Annotated in this window: 8 protein-coding genes; 2 read left to right on the plus strand and 6 right to left on the minus strand. The window is 69.0% G+C overall.

The window, feature by feature from the left end; all coding sequences use genetic code 11:
- The first annotated feature begins 252 nt into the window (after positions 1-252).
- Both ASD21_RS00105 and galA read left to right on the plus strand, forming a co-directional pair.
- Entirely contained in the window at positions 253-2,913 is a 2,661-nt protein-coding gene (locus ASD21_RS00105; RefSeq protein ID WP_056435013.1) for a TonB-dependent receptor, read from the plus strand.
- Between the two features lie 146 nt (positions 2,914-3,059).
- Positions 3,060-5,561 (plus strand): beta-galactosidase GalA, encoded by a 2,502-nt coding sequence (gene galA, locus ASD21_RS00110; protein ID WP_056435015.1) that lies wholly within the window; start codon positions 3,060-3,062, stop codon positions 5,559-5,561.
- Between the two features lie 91 nt (positions 5,562-5,652).
- Here galA and ASD21_RS00115 read toward each other — a convergent pair whose 3' ends face one another.
- The 6 genes from ASD21_RS00115 to ASD21_RS00140 all read right to left on the minus strand — a co-directional run bounded on the left by ASD21_RS00115 (position 5,653) and on the right by ASD21_RS00140 (position 16,102).
- Positions 5,653-7,704: a glycoside hydrolase family 97 protein gene (locus ASD21_RS00115; RefSeq protein ID WP_056435016.1), complete on the minus strand. Its 2,052-nt coding sequence runs from the start codon at positions 7,702-7,704 to the stop codon at positions 5,653-5,655.
- A gap of 142 nt (positions 7,705-7,846) precedes the next feature.
- Positions 7,847-8,569 carry a DUF6445 family protein gene (locus tag ASD21_RS00120; RefSeq protein ID WP_056435017.1) on the minus strand — a complete coding sequence of 241 codons (723 nt, stop codon included), beginning with the start codon at positions 8,567-8,569 and terminating at the stop codon, positions 7,847-7,849.
- The gene (locus ASD21_RS00125) at positions 8,566-9,612 is read right to left on the minus strand and encodes a cupin-like domain-containing protein (protein WP_056435018.1); all 1,047 of its coding nucleotides are present in this window, start codon (positions 9,610-9,612) and stop codon (positions 8,566-8,568) included. The genes ASD21_RS00120 and ASD21_RS00125 overlap by 4 nt, the downstream gene beginning before the upstream one ends.
- Positions 9,612-11,090, minus strand: coding sequence for a tryptophan 7-halogenase (locus tag ASD21_RS00130; protein WP_056435020.1), 1,479 nt, complete (start codon positions 11,088-11,090; stop codon positions 9,612-9,614). The genes ASD21_RS00125 and ASD21_RS00130 overlap by 1 nt, the downstream gene beginning before the upstream one ends.
- Positions 11,090-12,652, minus strand: coding sequence for a tryptophan halogenase family protein (locus ASD21_RS00135; RefSeq protein ID WP_056435021.1), 1,563 nt, complete (start codon positions 12,650-12,652; stop codon positions 11,090-11,092). The genes ASD21_RS00130 and ASD21_RS00135 overlap by 1 nt, the downstream gene beginning before the upstream one ends.
- Before the next feature lie 72 nt (positions 12,653-12,724).
- Positions 12,725-16,102 (minus strand): TonB-dependent receptor, encoded by a 3,378-nt coding sequence (locus ASD21_RS00140; protein ID WP_056435022.1) that lies wholly within the window; start codon positions 16,100-16,102, stop codon positions 12,725-12,727.
- Positions 16,103-16,535: the final 433 nt, after the last annotated feature.

Raw genomic sequence — 16,535 nt, forward strand, 5'->3', positions numbered from 1 at the left:
CAAGCGGCCTTTTTGCCACGGTTTCACCGCCTTCGACGTGGCCAGACTTGTCATGTGTGATTGATATGATAAATAGCAATTCCGCCCGGTGCTCGACGCTGGGACGGGAGCGCTCGCCAGAAGCGCGCCGGCGCGAACCTCGCGCCCACCTCCACCGGCCGCCCTTTTTCGCGCCGGCGAGTTCACCGCATCACAAACACTGAGCAGCCGCGTCGCCACGAACGCGGCGCCGTCGTCCCTGGGGGAACACACATGTCTCATTACAAGCTGCTCGCCGCCGCCAGCGGTCTGGCCCTGATGGCCGCCGCCGGCGCCCACGCGCAAACGACGCCCGCCGCCCAAGCCGATTCCAGCGCCCAGCAGGTCGACGAAGTCGTCGTCACCGGCGTGCGCAAGAGCCTGCGCGAGGCCCTGGACGTGAAGCGCGGCTCCGACAAGGTGGTCGAGGCCATCTCGGCCAAGGACATCGGCGTCCTGCCCGACGTCACCATCGCCGAGTCCATCGCCCGCCTGCCGGGCGTCAACGCCACCCGCGACCGCGGCAACGACAGCCAGGCCGTCGTGCGCGGCCTGGGCGCCCGCCTGGTGCTGGGCACCGTCAACGGCCGCGAAGTCGCCTCGTCCGAACCCGACCGCAACGTCCGCTGGGAAATCTATCCGTCGGAAGTCGTCTCGGGCGTCCAGGTCTACAAGTCGCAGTCGGCCGACCTGATCGCCGGCGGCGTGGCCGCGACCATCAACATCGATACGATCGCCCCGCTCGACTACAAGGGCCCCGAATTCGTGCTCCGCGCCGGCCCGGTCTATTACGACGGCGGCAAGGACATTCCCAACTACGACACCACCGGCTACCGCGCCTCGGGCTCTTGGGTGCACAGGGTCAATGACGACCTCGCCTTCGTGCTGGGCCTGACCTCGCAGAAGCAGAAGAACGGCTACGGCTCGTTCCAGGGCTGGGGCTACAACGACTCCGACGCCCGCCCGCCGGCCGGCGCCAGCGACTACAGCAGCGACCTGAACCGCGACGGCAAGGTCGACTACACGCCGTGGGGGGCGCAGGAATCGATCAGCCGCATCGACCAGAAGCGCACCGGCGTCTCGGGCGGCCTGCAGTATCGGCCCACCGACAGCTTCGAGCTGAAGGCCGACGTCCTCTATTCGAAGATCGAGATCACCGAGGTCCAGGACCAGACCGTCTGGGGCGCCAACAACTGGGGCAACTGGAACCGGGGCGATGGCACGAACACCGGCTGGAACGACGCCGACTATCACGCGGCCGGCGCGTCGTTCACCCTGGTCAACAACACCGTGGTGGCCGCCACCCTGCCCTTCAGCTCGGTCCAGACCGTGCTGGCCAAGTACTCCGAGGACAAGGAGCTGTTCGCCGGCGGCGTGAACGGCAAGTGGACCAGCGACCAGTGGACCGTCGCGGCCGACGCCTCCTACTCGAAGGCCGAGCGGACCAACACCTGGAAGGCCGTGCGCTTCGAGGCCTGGCCGGCCTGGACCAGCTTCGACTGGCGCGAGGGCAAGACCCCGACCATCACCACCAGCCAGGACAGCCTCGGCCTGAGCCAGACGGCCGACCTGGCCGGTTCGCATGACGGCCCCGAGCACCTGAACGACGAGCTGAAGGCCGCGACCCTGGACTTCACGCGCGACCTCGGCGAGGGCGTCGTCAAGAGCCTGCAGTTCGGCGCCCGGGCTTCGGACCGCACCAAGGACCACACCCGGTTCAGCTTCGCTCCCTCGGCGACCGGCGCGACCGTGCCGGCCGGCCTGCTGACCGCCTACAAGCTCGACGACGGCGCCAACATCCCGGCCGTCCTGACCGGCGACATCGACAAGATCGCCGCGATCGCCTACGCCCCCAACGCCTTCGCCCTGTCGAACGCGACGGAGAGCCTGGGTGACCGCTGGAGCGTCAACGAGAAGGTCTACGAAGGCTACGGCAAGCTGAACTTCGCCGCCGACAGCTTCGGCGGCGCCTGGGCGACCGGCAATGTCGGCGTCCGCCTGGTCCACACCGAAACCAGCAGCGACGGCATGCAGCAGGACACCGCCGGCGCCTTCAAGGCCGTGACGGTGGACGACGACTACACCGAGCTCCTGCCCTCGGCGAACGCCAAGTTCGACTTCGGCGACGGCAAGGTGTTCCGCCTGGGCCTGGCCAAGGTCATCGCCCGGCCGCCGCTGGACGAGTTGCGGGCCAGCCGCACCCTGGCCAACTGGGCGCCCTGGACGGGCAGCGCCGGCAACCCGCACCTGAAGCCGTTCGAGGCCTGGCAGCTGGACGCCTCGGCCGAGTGGTACTTCCGTCCCGAGGCCCTGTTCGCCGCGTCCTACTACTACAAGGCCGTCGACTCCTACATCGGCTGGAAGCAGAGCCCGGTCACGTTCGGCGGCCAGACCTACACCGTGGCCAGCCCCGCCAACGGCGGCGACGGCTACATCCAGGGCCTGGAACTGACCTTCCAGACGCCGTTCTTCTTCCTGCCCAGCGGCTTCGACAAGTTCGGGATCTATTCGAACTACGCCTATGTCGACTCCGACCTGAAGGAGTTCTCGCCGGCCAACAACCCGCTCACCATGACCGGCCTGGCCGACCACACCGCGACGGTCGACCTGTGGTACGCCAACGGCCCGATCGAGGCGCGCCTGGGCTGGAAGTACCACAGCCCGATGACCGTGATTTACGGCTGGAACGGCTCGGACCTGCAGACCCTGGAGAGCGAGAAGACCCTCGACTTCAGCTCGGCCTACAACTTCAACGACCACGCCACCGTCCGCTTCCAGGTCAACAACCTGACCAACGAGGAACTGCGGATGTACCGCGACAACGATCCCAACCGGATCGGTCGCTACGACGTCTACGGCCGTCGCTTCCTGGTCGACCTGACCCTGAAGTTCTAGCCCTTTCCGCCACTCCTTGGTCCTGCGAGGGGTGGCGGCGGCGAGCTCGTCTTGCCAAGCTGGGATTCATCACCCTCCCCGATGATCCTGCGACTGGGGAGGAAGCGCCGCTTCCTCCCCTTTTTTACTTTCCGCGTGAGGACTTCATGGTCGACTTCAGCCGCCGCCAAGCCCTGGCCGCCACCGCCGGCGCCGCCGCCCTGGCGGCCGCCGCTTCGTCGACCCGCGCCGCCGCGAGGCCGGCGGCCGCCCCGCCCGTCCCCGCGCTTCCCGCCGTCGACCTGGCCCCGCGCGAGCGCCTGTCGCTGGACTTCGACTGGCGCTTCAAGCTGGGCCACGCCCAGGACCCGGCCCGCGACTTCGGCTTCGGGGCCAACCAGGGAACCTACGCCAAGGCCGGCAGAACCGCCGCCCCGGCCGAGCTGGACTTCGACGCCGGCGCCTGGGCGCCGGTCACCCTGCCCCACGATTGGGCCGTCGAACTGCCCTTCGTCGACAACCCAGCCTATGTCCCCTCGGGCAAGCCCGATGACGGGGACCCGCGCGCCGCCCACGGCTACAAGCCCCTGGGCCGCGAGTTTCCCGAGACCAGCATCGGCTGGTACCGCAAGACCTTCGCCCTGCCCGCCGCCGACGCCGGCAAGCGGCTGTCGATCGAGTTCGACGGCGCGTTCCGCGACGCCCTGGTGATCGTCAACGGCTACATCCTCGAGCGCGAGGACAGCGGCTATTCGCCCTTCCGCGTCGACATCACCGACATCGCCAATGTCGGCGGCGACAACAGCCTGGTGGTCCGAGTCGACGCCAGCCTGGGCGAGGGCTGGTTCTACGAGGGCGCGGGCCTCTATCGCCACGTCTGGCTGGTCAAGACCGCCCCGGTCCACGTGCCGCAGTGGGGCGTGTTCGTGCGCGCCAGGGTCGACGGGACGCTGTCGATCGACACCGACCTGGTCAACGAGGGCGAGGCCCGCGCCGAGTTCGAACTGCTGCACACCGTGCTCGACGCCGCCGGCAGGCCGGTGCTGACGCCCGCCGCCGCGCCGGGCCGCCTGCCGGCCTGGGAGCGCCAGTCGCTGTCACTGACCGTGACCCTGCCCCGCCCCGTCCCGTGGACGCTGGAAAACCCGCACCTCTACAGCCTGGTCACCGAGGTCAAGGTCGGCGGCGCGGTCGTGGACCGTTATGTCACCCGGTTCGGCGTCCGCTCGGTCGTCTTCGACGCCGACAAGGGCTTCCTGTTGAACGGAGCGTCCGTGAAGCTGAAGGGGACCTGCAACCACCAGGACCACGCGGGGGTGGGCGCGGCCATTCCCGACGCCCTGCAGGTCTGGCGGCTGGAACAGCTGAAGAGCATGGGGTGCAACGCCTATCGCGCCTCGCACAATCCGCCGACGCCCGAGCTGTTGGACGCCTGCGACCGCCTGGGCATCGTCGTGATCGACGAGACCCGCCGGATGTCCAGCGACCCGACCTCGATGGACGAGCTAGAACGCCTGGTCCGCCGCGACCGCAACCATCCGTCGGTGATCCTCTGGTCGATCGGCAACGAGGAGCCCCAGCAGGCCACGGCCCGCGGCGCCAAGGTGGCGGCCACCATGAAGCGGCTGGTCAATCGCCTGGACCCCAGCCGCCTGGTCATCGCCGCCATGGACCAGGGCTTCGGCGAGGGCATCAGCGCTGTCATCGACGTCCAGGGCTTCAACTATCGCCACGAGAAGATGGACGACTTCCACGCCAGGTTCCCGCACGTGCCGGTGATCGGCACCGAGAGCGCCAGCACCGTGTCCACGCGCGGCGAATACGCCCGCGACGACGCCAAGGCTTACGTCCCCGCCTACGACACCGAGCACCCCTGGTGGGCGACCACGGCCGAGAAGTGGTGGAGCCACGCGGCCGACCGCCCGTGGATGGCCGGCGGCTTCATCTGGACCGGCTTCGACTATCGCGGCGAGCCCACGCCCTTCAACCGCTGGCCCAGCGTCAGCTCGCACTTCGGCGCGCTCGACACCTGCGGCTTCCCGAAGGACAACTATTACTACTACCGCGCCTGGTGGCGGCCCGAGCCGCTGCTGCACCTGCTGCCGCATTGGAACTGGGAAGGCCGCGAGGGCCAACCGATCGCGGTCTGGGCGCACAGCAACTGCGACAAGGTCGAGCTGTTCCTGAACGGCAAGAGCCAGGGCGTTCGCGACGTGGTTCCGAACCACCACGTCGAGTGGTCGGTCCCCTACGCCCCCGGCGTGATCGAAGCCCACGGCTACAAGGCGGGCAAGGTGATCCTGCGCGAACGCCGCGAGACCGCCGGCCCCGCCGCCGCCCTGCGCCTGACCGCCGATCGCTCGCGGGTCGCCGCCGACGGCCAGGACGTGGCGATCCTCAAGGTCGAGGTGCTGGACGCCAAGGGCCGGTCGGTTCCCCGCGCCGACGATCTGATCTCGTTCACGCTCAGCGGTCCGGGCCAGGTGATCGGCGTCGGCAACGGCGATCCGACTAGCCACGAGCCCGACGTGGCCAGCCAGAGGAAGGCCTTCAACGGGCTGGCCCAGGCCATCGTCCGTACACGGCGCGGTCAGGCGGGCGAACTGAGGGTGACTGCCTCGGCGCCGGGGCTGAAGGCGAGCACGGTCAGCGTGGCGGTGGGCGATTAGCGCGCTGTTGGGGACACACACTCATCCCACCGCGTCGGGAAAGCCTGGCGAGGTCGTGGGGTGAGTGTGTGTCCCCGTCAGTACCCGAACGCTAGTCCAGCGCTCTGAACCGCACCGCCGTCCCGCCGCCGGGGGCCATGTCGAGGTCCAGGCTGTCCTTGCTGGTCACCACCTTCTTGGAGATCGCCAGCGCCGTGGTGTTGGTCACGTAATTGGCGCCCGGGCCGTCGGCGTAGATCTGGGCTTCGTAGCGTTTGCCGGGGGCCAGGAAGTCCAGCTTCTGGGTCAGCTTGCGGGCGGTCTCGTCGGTCAGGGCGCCCAGGAACCAGTCCTTGCCGCCGCGCGACTGACGGGCCACGACGATGTAGTCGCCGATCTCGCCCTGCAGGGTCTTGGAGACCTCCCAGTCGGTGGGCACGTCGCGGATGAACTGGAAGGCGTCGGGACGCGCCTCGTAGTTCTCCGGCAGGTCGGCCGCCATCTGGATCGGGCTGTACAGCACCACGTACAGCGCCAGCTGCACCGCCAGGGTCGACTGGCCGCGGCGGGTCAGGTCGGCCTTGCCGTGCACCACGTCGAAGATCCCCGGCGTGAAGTCCATCGGTCCGGCCAGCATTCGGGTGAACGGCAGGATCACCGTGTGCTCGGGCGGGTTGGTCGGGTCGCCCCAGGCGTTGAACTCCTGGCCCCGCGCGCCTTCACGAGCGAGCATGTTGGGCCAGGTGCGGCGCAGGCCGGTGTCCTTGACCGGCTCGTGGGCGTCGATCGAGACGTGATGGCGGGCCGCGACTTCGGCCACGCGCAGGTTATGGCGCACCATGTACTGGCCGGCGAACCACTGCTTCTCGCCCTGCTGGTCCAGGATCGTGCCGCTGTGGCGGACATAGCCGGTCTTCACCTGCGAGATGCCGACGCTTTCATACAGCGTCATGGCGTCTTCCAGCTGGGCCTCGTAGTTGGGGACGGCGCCCGCCGTCTCGTTGTGGCCGATCAGCTTGACGCCCTTGGCCTTGCCGTAGTCGGTGACGCCTTTGAGGTCGAAGTCCGGATAGGCCTTGGTGAAGCTGAACTTGTCGCCGTTGGCGATCCAGTCGCCGTCCCAGCCCTCGTTCCAGCCCTCGACCAACACGCCGTCGAAGCCGTACTTGGCCGCGAAGTCCATGTAGCGCTTGGTGTTGGCCGTGGTCGCTCCGTGCTTGGGACCGCTGCCCCAGGTGGACTTCTCCAGGTGCATCTCCCACCAGATGCCGACGTACTTGCCCGGCTTGATCCACGAGGTGTCGGCGATCTTGCTGGGCTCGTTGAGGTTCAGCTCGATGCGGCTGTCGGCCAGGGCGCCGGCGGTCTCGCCGATCAGCACCGTGCGCCAGGGGGTGGTGAAGGGGCCGGTCTTCTTGGCCAGGGTCCCGTCCTGCCACGGCATCAGTCGGGCCTTCAGCGTCCCCGCCCCGTCGCCGGCCAGCAGCATGCTGGGGAAGTCGACCAGGGCCGCCTCGTGGAACGACAGGTACAAGCCCCCCTCTCCTTGTTTGGGCGCGTCAGTGCGCTTCAGGGTCAGGGGCGTCTCGGCCAGGGTGATCCGGCGGGCGTCGGTCTGCTTGTAGAGGTACTCGTCGCGCTCCTGGCCCAGACCCTCGTACCACCAGGCGTCATACGCCCCGACCGGCTTGAAGGCGGTGCGCTCGTCGGTGACGGCGACGCTCGTGCCGGCCGGGATGGCGCCATAGGCGTAGCGGAAGCCCAGGCCGTCGTCGAACAACCGGAAGGTCACGTCGAAGGTCTTGTTCAGGGCCGTGTCGCCGGCCAGGGAGACGGTCAGCTCCGCGTGGTTGTCGCGGATCGTCCGCTGCTCGCCCCAGGGCTGCTCCCAGGTGGTGTCGGACGCGTCGCGCCTGGCGGCGGTCAGGCCGGTGATCCGGGCGGCGGGTTCGCCGGCGAAGGTCAGGCCCAGCGGGGCGGGCGCCAGCACCGGTTTGCCGCCGCGCGACACCTCGTAGAAGGCCCCGCCGTCCCGGGTGAACACGCAGACCTCGATCACCTTGCCCGGCGACTGGGCGCACTCGCGATCAGCGGCGGCCGCGACAGCCGGGGCGGCCAGGGCGCCGAGCAAGGCGCCGAACAGGGCCGGGGTTCGCAACATCATCGAACGGTCTCTTTCGTCAGAAGGAAATGGGGCGTCAGAAGGAAAAGGGGCGTCTCGGCTTCGCAGGCCAAAACCGAGACGCAGGGGAGGATCTGTCCCACCGCCCGGTCAGGGACGGCGAAAAGGGAGAATGAGCGGCGCATCAGGACGTCACCGCCTCGATGAAGCCGTTGGCGGTCAGCCGGCCCACGCCGGGATCGGCGCCGCCCGCCTCGGGTCCCAACAGCGCCGAATGCAGGAGGTGGTTGCGGTAGACGATCAGCCGGTTGAACACGCAGTCGGCCTGGCCGATCAGCTCGTAGTCGGCCATCACTGGACCGGCAAAGGCGGCCGCCCCGGCGCCGCGCGCGGCCAGCTGGGCCTGGGCGACGGCGACATAGGTCTCATGACGCGCGTGGTCGACGCTCTCGAAGTCCGTGGCCTTGTGGCGGAAGAAGCCGGTGCCGCCGTGGTCGCCCCGGCACAGGTAGTGGACCATGGCCAGGCGCTCGGGATCGGGCGAGTCATGGTGCGGGATCTTCTGGATCGGCTCGGCCTCGCGCGCCGGCGTCATGGCCAGGGCGAAGAAGCCGAAATATTTCAGACAGGCGTCGCTGCTCAGGCCGAACGCCGCCGCGATCGGACCGCGCAGGGCCGTGACCACCGTGCGGTAGTACGCCTCCGGCAGGGGCGCGTTCAGGCCCGGATAGTGGGTGTGCTCGGGCGTGTAGAACTCGGCTTGACGGGCGGCGTCGATCATCGCCTCGGGATCGGCCAGCACGTCGTCGACGATCAGCAGCGGCTGGCGCTCCTGGCCGAGGTGCCGCAGCTGGACCCGTATCCGGGTCCCGATCAGCAGGGGCGGAACAGCGGCGGCCACGGTCATGCGCCGCCCTTCAGGAAGGCCATCTTCAGCTGGTGCTTGAGGGCGGCGCGGAACGATGGGCTCATCGGCCCCAGCGCGCCCTTCAGCCCGTCCGGGATGTGGGTGGTCGCCTCGCCGTCGCCGGCGAAGACATAGGCCTCGAACATCGCCTTCCAGTAGGCGCGCTCGCCGGGCGGCAGGTCCTTGAAGGCCAGAAGCGCGGTCAGGAAGACGTCGTTGGCCCGCTCCAGCCCTGTCGCCGTGTCGCCCCACCAAGCGTTGACCATGGCGTTGTAGGGATCAAGCGAGGTGACGTGGTGCCACCAGTATTTCGGCACGAACAGCGCGTCGCCGGGCTCCAGCCAGGCTGCCTCCGCGGCCGCGTAGGCGTCGCGGTAGCGCGGGAACCGCGCCAGGTCCGGGGCCTCGGGATCGACCAGCGACAGCGGCGGCGGGTTGTCCAGCGGGCCGACATACAGGTTGGCGACCTGGGTCGGCGGGAACAGCACGAACCGCCGGCGGCCGGCGATCACACAGGCCAGGTTGTGGTCGCGGTCGTTGTGGGTCTGGGTGCGCACGGCCCCGCCGATCCACAGGTGCGGCATGGCCTTGGACGCCACCAGCGGCATCGGGTTGTCGCGCACGAACGCCGGCAGGTGCGTGGCCAGGGGCAGCATCTGGATGGCGACGAACGGCGCGGCCGGGTCGCCCAGCAGACGCTCGATCCGGTCCAGGGTTTCGCCGAGCCCGGCCTGGCGCTTGGAGAAGGCGAACTCGCGCAGGTCGGCGCCGTAGCCGAAGCGGCCGCCTGTGGCGGCGGGGGCCTCCATGACCGGAGCGGGCGCGCCGGCGTCCATGGCCTTGAGATAGGCGTTGAGGGCGGCGGGGCCGCGGCGGCCGGCGGCCAAGGCCGGCCAGGCGTCCAGCAGGCCCCGGATCACCACCGGCCGCTCGGCCCGGACGATGGCGTCGAAGTCGGCCGACGACGGACGGTCGACCATCGCCACGCGCGGCAGGGCGTCGATGTCGAGCGTTTCGCCGGTGATCACGCCGCCGCCGTCCATCAGCAGAAGCTCTCCAGATAGAGGTCGTGGGTCGGCTGTTTCAGCACCTGTTCCTTGATGAAGCCCAGGATGCGCCGGAACTCGCCCTTCATGGTCTCGGGCGTCGTGCGGTCGATCATCGGGGCATGGGTTTCCGGCGTCAGGCCGTGACCGCTGAACAGGGCCCGCCAGCTGTCGGCGGCGAAGGTTTCGTGCTCGGACGGCGGGATCTCGCCTCGCGCCTGGAAGACGACGATCTTGTGGGCCAGCACGTCCGAGGCGGTCGCCGCCCGGGCTCGGTCCCAGAACGGCGCCTTGGCGTAGCGGTTGGCGAGGTGGTGGGCCGACTGGAAGTCGCGCAGGCGCTCGTGGACCTGGCGGATCGTGGCGTTGTACTCGGCGCGCTCGGCCCCGAACGCGGCGGCGACCGGGAACAGCGACAGCAGGTGCACCAGCCCCAGCTGCACGGCCTGCAGCTCGACGCCGTGCACCGGATCGAACGCGCAGGCCGCCTCGCCGACGGCCACGCAGTTGCCCGCCCAGGCCTGGGCGCGACGGCCCGGATCGCTGATCGAGACCACGGCGTCGGTCAGAGCCTGGCCGGAGATGCGGCCGGCCATCTCCAGGGCCTGGTCGTCCGCACACAGATCGCCGGCATAAACCTGGACCACATGGGTGGCGGCCTGGCTCGGATACAGTCCCACCCAGCCGCGCGCCCAGGCCCGGATGTCGGCATAGGGCGGCAGGGCGGCGAGACGCGGCCCTTGGGCCCGCAGCACGCGGTCGGCGGGGAAGCGGTCGCGCCAGCTCTCGCGGGCCACGCCCAGGGCGGTCATCAGAACCCCCTCGGCGCCCGTGGCGTCGATGAACAGGTCGCCCCCGACGCACCGGCCTTCGCCGAGGTCCAGAGCGGCGATCTCGCCGTCCGCATCCAAGGTCGGCGTGACGGCCAGGGCCTGGTGCATCTCCACGCCCAGGCGGCCGGCCAGGGTCTTGAGACTGGCGGCGTAGGCGATGGCGGGCAGATGGTAGCCGTAGTCGGCGCGGCCGAAGGCTTCCGTCTCCTCGTCGGGCAGCAGCACCCGGCCCTGCCTGGCGGCGGCGGCGGTCAGCGAGAACGCGTCCAGTTCGACGTCCAGCCCCAGGCGCCGGGCCTTCAGCCAGAACGGAAAGAAGTCGCGATTGTCGATCGGCGCGCCATAGGCGCCGTGGGCGTGGAAGAAGGCCGGGGTCGCGCCGGAGACGTCGGCGAAGTTCTGGCCCAGCGAAAAGGCGCCGCGCGTGGCGCGCAGCAGGGCCGCCTCGTCCAGGCCCAGCAGGCCGTGCAGGGCCTCCAGCGGCGGCAGGGTCGCGTGGACGTCGGCGACGCCCAGGCGGGTGGGCAGCTCGACGGCGGTGACGCTCACGCCGGCCGGACGCAGGGCCGCGCGCAGCACGCAGGCCGACAACCACAGGGCCGCGTCACGACCGGCGACGACGATGCTGCTGGGCGCGCCCATCAGGCCACCGCCGGGGTCAGGGCCGCCGCCGCGACGTCGCCCGGCGCATAGCGGGCCAGGAAGTCGGCGTGCGAGGTCATGGTCGCGACATTGCTGTCGATGCGGGTCTTCAGGTCGGCCAGCCGGGCTTCGAGGTCGTCCAGCGTCAGGCTCTCGGCCAGGCGGTCATGGGCGCGGGGCGTGAGGCCCTGGCCCTCGAACACCGACAGCCAGCTGTCGCGCGAGAACAGGCCGTACTTGTAGTCCGGCAGGGCGGCACGAGCCTCGAACAACTCCATCTTGGCGGCCAGGCTGTCGGGGATGGCCATGGTCCGGACGTGATCCCACAGCGGCTCGCCGAACCGGCTGTTGGCGCGGTAGTGCAGGATCAGGAAATCGCGGACCCGGTCGTACTGGATCTCGAACAGGCGGTTGAACTCGGCGACCAGCCGGGGGTCCATGCGGTCGCCCTCGCCGGGCGTCGGCATCAGGTTGACCAGGTCGATCACGGCGGCCTGGATCAGGAAGATGCTGGTCGATTCCAGCGGCTCCAGGAAGCCGCTGGCCAGGCCCATGGCCACGACGTTGCCGCTCCAGCCGCGCACGCGGCGGCCGGCCTTGAAGCGCAGCAGCCGGGGCTCGTCCAGCGCCTCGCCGTCCAGCTTGGCCAGCAGGGTCTCGCGCGCCTGATTCTCGTCGAGGAAGGCGCTGGAGAACACGTAGCCGTTGCCGGTGCGATGCTGCAGCGGTATGCGCCAGCGCCAGCCGCCGAGGTCGGCGCTGGCCCGGGTGTAGGGGGTCAGGCCGTCGCCGCCGGTCTTGCACGGCACGGCCAGGGCGCGGTCGCAGGGCAGCCACGGGGCCCAGTCCTGCCACGCGACGTCCATCTGCCCGCCCAGCAGCAGCGAGCGGAAGCCGGTGCAGTCGATGAACAGGTCGCCCTGGATGATCGCGCCCGACTTCAGGGTCAGGCTGGCGACGTGGCCGTTCGCGCCGTCGCGGGCGATGTCGGCGACCAGACCCTCGATGCGCTTGACGCCGCGCGCGGTCGCCCAGCGGCGCAGGAAGCCGGCATAGAGGCTGGCGTCGAAATGATAGGCGTAGGCGTAGGTCGAGCGGATCGACTTGTCGTCCTGGTTGGGAAACTCGAAGGCGTTCGCCCGGCACGCGGCCGCGGCGTAGGAATAGGCTTGCAGCGGCGCGACCTCGCGCCCGGCCAGCTTGGCCCGCACCCAATGGTGCTGAAAATCGACGCCGTTCCACGGCTCGCCGAACGTGCCGAACGGGTGGATGTAGCGGTCGCCGGGACGGTTCCAGTCGCGGAACTCGATGCCCAGCTTGAGGGTCCCCTGGGTCTCGGCCAGAAACCGCGCCTCGTTGATCCCCAGCATGTCGTTGAAGGTCTTGATGTGCGGCAGGGTGGCCTCGCCGACCCCCACCGCGCCGATCTCGTCGGACTCGATCAGGGTGACGTCATAGGCCTTCAGGTCCAGCAGCCGGGCCAGGCCGGCCGCGCACATCCAGCCCGCCGTGCCGCCGCCGACGATGACGACCTTCAGGGCCTGGGCTTTGTCTGTCTGCATGGTCCTGACCTCCCGTTTACGCCGGAGCATACGCCGCCGCGGAACCCCGCGGCGGCGCAGCGCCGATCGGGACTAGTACTTGAAGCGAATGCCGAGCTGGAAGCGGCGGTCGTTGCGGATCCAGGACGAGTCGATCTTCACCGGCTTGGCGCCGGGGGTCAGGGCCGAGTCGCCGAAGACCTGCTGCTGGAAGACCGTCGTGGTGTCGAGGATGTTGGAGGCGTCCAGCGACACTTCGATATTGTCGTTGACCTGGTAGCGGATCGAGCCGTCCAGGAAGCCCGCGTCCTTCTGATAGATCGGCAGGCCGATGCAGCAGTCCAGGTTGTTGGTCAGGAAGTCCGAACGCCAGCTATAGGCCAGGCGCATGGCGATCGGGCCTTTCTCGTACAGACCCACCAGGTTGTAGGAGTCGTCCGAGATGCCGGCCAGGCGGTGGCTGTCCATGACCGCCCCGTTGACCTGCAGGCCGCCGCCGAAGGCGACCGTGCCGCCAGCCGCGTAGCCCGGCTGGGTGGCCAGGTTGGAGTTGTTGATCCCCTCCTGCTTGGTGTGGGTGTAGTTGGCCTGGACGCCCAGGCCGTCCCACGGCGACGGGAGGAAGTCGAAGAAGGTCTGGTAGGCGACCTCGAAGCCCTTCAGCTCGCCGCCGCCGTTGCCGTTGCGCGGACCGCGGACCAGCACGTTCTGGGTCACGCCGTTGTTGGTGAACGAGCGCAGGAACTCGCCGTAGGCGATGCTGCCGTTCAGCTTCTTGTAGAAGACGTCGAAGCTGAACGAGCTGCTTTCGGTGAAATAGTGCTCGAAGGTCAGGTCGAACTGGTCGGCGGTGATCGGCTTGAGCGCGCCGAAGCCGGAGTCGGCGTTGAACTGGAAGTTATAGCCGGTGACGTTGGCCGGGATGTGCGGCGCGGTCGGCGAGTTGTAGGTCACGTACGGCGAGTCCGGCGAGGTGTTGAGGGCCGGGGTCTGGACGGCGACGAAGTTGCGCAGCAGGCCGAAGTCGGGCCGCGACATGGCCCGCGAGGCGGCGAAGCGGACGAAGCTCTTGTCGCTCAGGCCAAACCGCACGTTGAGGCTGGGCAGCCAGTTGTCGTGCTTGCCGCTGAAGTCGTTGGGCGAGCTGCCGCCGTTGCTGAAGGCCAGCAGTTGCGGGGTCAGCCAGCACGAGATGTTGGTGACCGAGTTGGGCCCCAGCGGCGCCGAGCAGGGCGTGGTGGCGGCCGAGGTGTACCAGGTGCTGGTCGGGTAGGCGACGCCGCCCGTGCTGGTGGTCTTGGTCTCGACGAAGCGCAGGCCGACATTGCCCTGGACGGTGACGCCGTTGAAGATCGTCATGTCCTCGCCGCCGAAGCGCAGCATGCCGTAGGCCGCCATGGTCTCTTCTTCGACGTCGACCAGTTCGGGCGGGATGAAGCAGCCCTCGGTGTTGGTCGTGCGCTGGCACAGCGGGGTCCAGGCCATCGGCGAGTTGGTCGTCGCGCCGCTCAGCGCCTTGATCAGCCCGTCGTGGTCGGCCAGCGTGGCCTTGCTCAGGAACACCAGCTCGTTGTTGGGGAAGACCTCGCCGTTATAGAAATTGTCCAGGCCCGCGACGCTCCAGATGCCGGCGCCGTAGCCCTGGAAGTTGCCCGCGTGGCCGCAGGCGGCCGGATAGGGCTGGGGCGTGGTGTTGTCGATGTTGAAGCCCGGACCGTTGCAGTTCCACGGCGCGGCCACCGGCGACCAGTTGTAGGTCGAGTAGCGCACCTTCTGCTTGCGGTCGGCGTAGCGGACGCCGACCTTCAGCGAGTTAAGCCAGCCGCCCGGCGCGAATTCGTATTCGCCGTCGGCCCGCAGGGCCAGTTCGGTGGCGTCATTGTCCTCGTAGTGGTCCTGGATGAACGGGATCCAGTAGTTGTGCGGGTTCGACAGGAAGCCCGGCGCGTAGTTGACGTTCGAGCCCGGCTGCAGGGTGATCTGCGGCGTGCCGTCGCCGTTCACCCGGTACTGGGCGTCGGCCATCGTGCGGTTGGCGACCAGGATGTCGTAGTTGTTGGTGTCGGCGTCGATGTACTGGACGTCGAAGCTCGTGTGGAGGCGGTCGCTGACGTCCCACTGCAGGTTGGCCGAGATGTCGCTGGTGCCTTCGGAGTGGTCGAAGTTGCGCGCCTGGTTCTCGATATAAAGGCCTTGGCGCTGGGTGGCGCAGGCCGGAATGCCGCCGCAGTAGTTGACGAAGGGCTGGCCGGGGACCGCCGAGCCGCGGTTGATGTTGTCCTGGGTGCTGGAGCCCCAGTCGCCGGTCGGCTGGGTCAGGATGCCCGAGGTCAGCATGCCGTCCGGACCGAAGGTGAAGGCCGGCGAGCCCTGGGCCGGGGCGATGAAGGCCGTGGTCTGGGGCGAATAGGCCGGCGCGGCCCACAGGCCGAACATCACGACGTTGGTGCTGCGTTCGAGCCAGGCGTTCTTGTACTTGGAGTCGTTGTACTGGGCCTTGAAGCGGACCGTGCCGTCGTTGTTCTCGTACTGGAAGGCCAGGGCCGTGCCCTTGCGGACCCGGTCGTACTCGACCTGCGAGTAGTTGACCTGGTCGGGCATGTAGCGCCAGCCCGAGCCGCCGTAGGGATTGGTGGTGCAAGGGATCGAGCCGTCGGCGCTGACGATCGCCTTGCCGTTGACGTCGTTGTTGCCGGCCGAGCAGAACGTGCCGATGCGCTGCATCACCACGCCTTCGGTCTGGGTCAGCACGTGCGAATAGGCGTAGTCGGCCATCAAGCCGATGCGGCCGAAGTCGACATCCCAGGTCTTGCTGATGATGCCGGAGTACTCGTAGGTGACGTCCTTGGAGCGGTTGCCGTAGTTGGCCTTGCCCGAGAGCGTGATCACCTGGTTCTTGCTGTCGAACGGCAGGCGGGTGCGCAGGTTGACCGTGCCGGCGATGCCGCCCTCGATCATCTCGGCCGTCTGGTTCTTGTAGCTGTCGACGCCGGCCATCAGTTCCGGCGAGATGTCGTTGAAGTTCAGGCCGCGCGCGGCGTCGGCCGAGAAGCTGTCGCGGCCGTTGAACTCGGTGCGCACCTGGGTCAGGCCGCGGATCAGAACCCCGGCCGGCTCGGCCGAGAAGTGCGAGCTGTCGTCGCTGGACTGCAGGCGGGACACCGTGACGCCCGGCACGCGCTGCAGCGCCTCGGCGACCGACTTGTCGGGGAAAGCGCCGATGTCGGTGGCGGTGATCGAGTCGACGATGGTGTCGGCGTTCTTCTTGATCTGCTGCGAAGTCTCCAGCGACTTGCGCACGCCGATGACGACGACCTCGTCGACCACCGCGGCGTCCTTGTCCTGCGCGAAGGCCGGCGCGGCCGCGCCCATGGCGGCGCCGACGCCGACCAGGGCGACCAGCGACACGCCGCCGCGCAGAAGCGCCTTGCGACCGTGGCTGAATCCGCCGCTGAACCTGAACTTGCTCATCCCGTTCTCCCTGATTTTCTGCCCGCGCCTTGGTCGCGCGGGTGTTTTTTTGATGAAGCCGCGCGCCCCTCCCGGAGCGTCGCGGAGACCCCTGCACTCTCGATCTCCCCCCGGTTTCCGGGGGTTGCACCCTCGAGGCGCGTGGACCGCGAATTCCGCTGAAAGGCTGTGGTGTCGCGCGGCGCGCGGGCCGGCTTCGACACGATGAGCGCCGGTCACCCCCGACCGTGTCGCTCGCGAGGCCCTAGCCCCGTGATCCCCTCCCCTCCTCTTCCGTCACGGCGTTCGCCGCTGTCCGTTCCGCCGCGAGCGCCTCACCCCTCGGTATCGACTCTCGCAAGGTTTGCGGCGTCGAGCGCTTGGGCGGAGATGCGGATAGGGCCCCGCATCCCGACGAACCGTTCGACTTGCACAATCTTGCGTTCTTTTGCGT

Origin of the sequence: Caulobacter sp. Root1455 (genome assembly GCF_001426905.1) — a bacterium.
Lineage (GTDB): Bacteria > Pseudomonadota > Alphaproteobacteria > Caulobacterales > Caulobacteraceae > Caulobacter.

Coding starts and splice junctions, on each gene's coding strand:
- ASD21_RS00105 (WP_056435013.1), top strand. CDS start 253: ATGTCTCATTACAAGCTGCTCGCCGCCGCCAGCGGTCTGGCCCTGATG.
- galA (WP_056435015.1), top strand. CDS start 3,060: ATGGTCGACTTCAGCCGCCGCCAAGCCCTGGCCGCCACCGCCGGCGCC.
- ASD21_RS00115 (WP_056435016.1), bottom strand. CDS start 7,704: ATGATGTTGCGAACCCCGGCCCTGTTCGGCGCCTTGCTCGGCGCCCTG.
- ASD21_RS00120 (WP_056435017.1), bottom strand. CDS start 8,569: ATGACCGTGGCCGCCGCTGTTCCGCCCCTGCTGATCGGGACCCGGATA.
- ASD21_RS00125 (WP_056435018.1), bottom strand. CDS start 9,612: ATGGACGGCGGCGGCGTGATCACCGGCGAAACGCTCGACATCGACGCC.
- ASD21_RS00130 (WP_056435020.1), bottom strand. CDS start 11,090: ATGGGCGCGCCCAGCAGCATCGTCGTCGCCGGTCGTGACGCGGCCCTG.
- ASD21_RS00135 (WP_056435021.1), bottom strand. CDS start 12,652: ATGCAGACAGACAAAGCCCAGGCCCTGAAGGTCGTCATCGTCGGCGGC.
- ASD21_RS00140 (WP_056435022.1), bottom strand. CDS start 16,102: ATGAGCAAGTTCAGGTTCAGCGGCGGATTCAGCCACGGTCGCAAGGCG.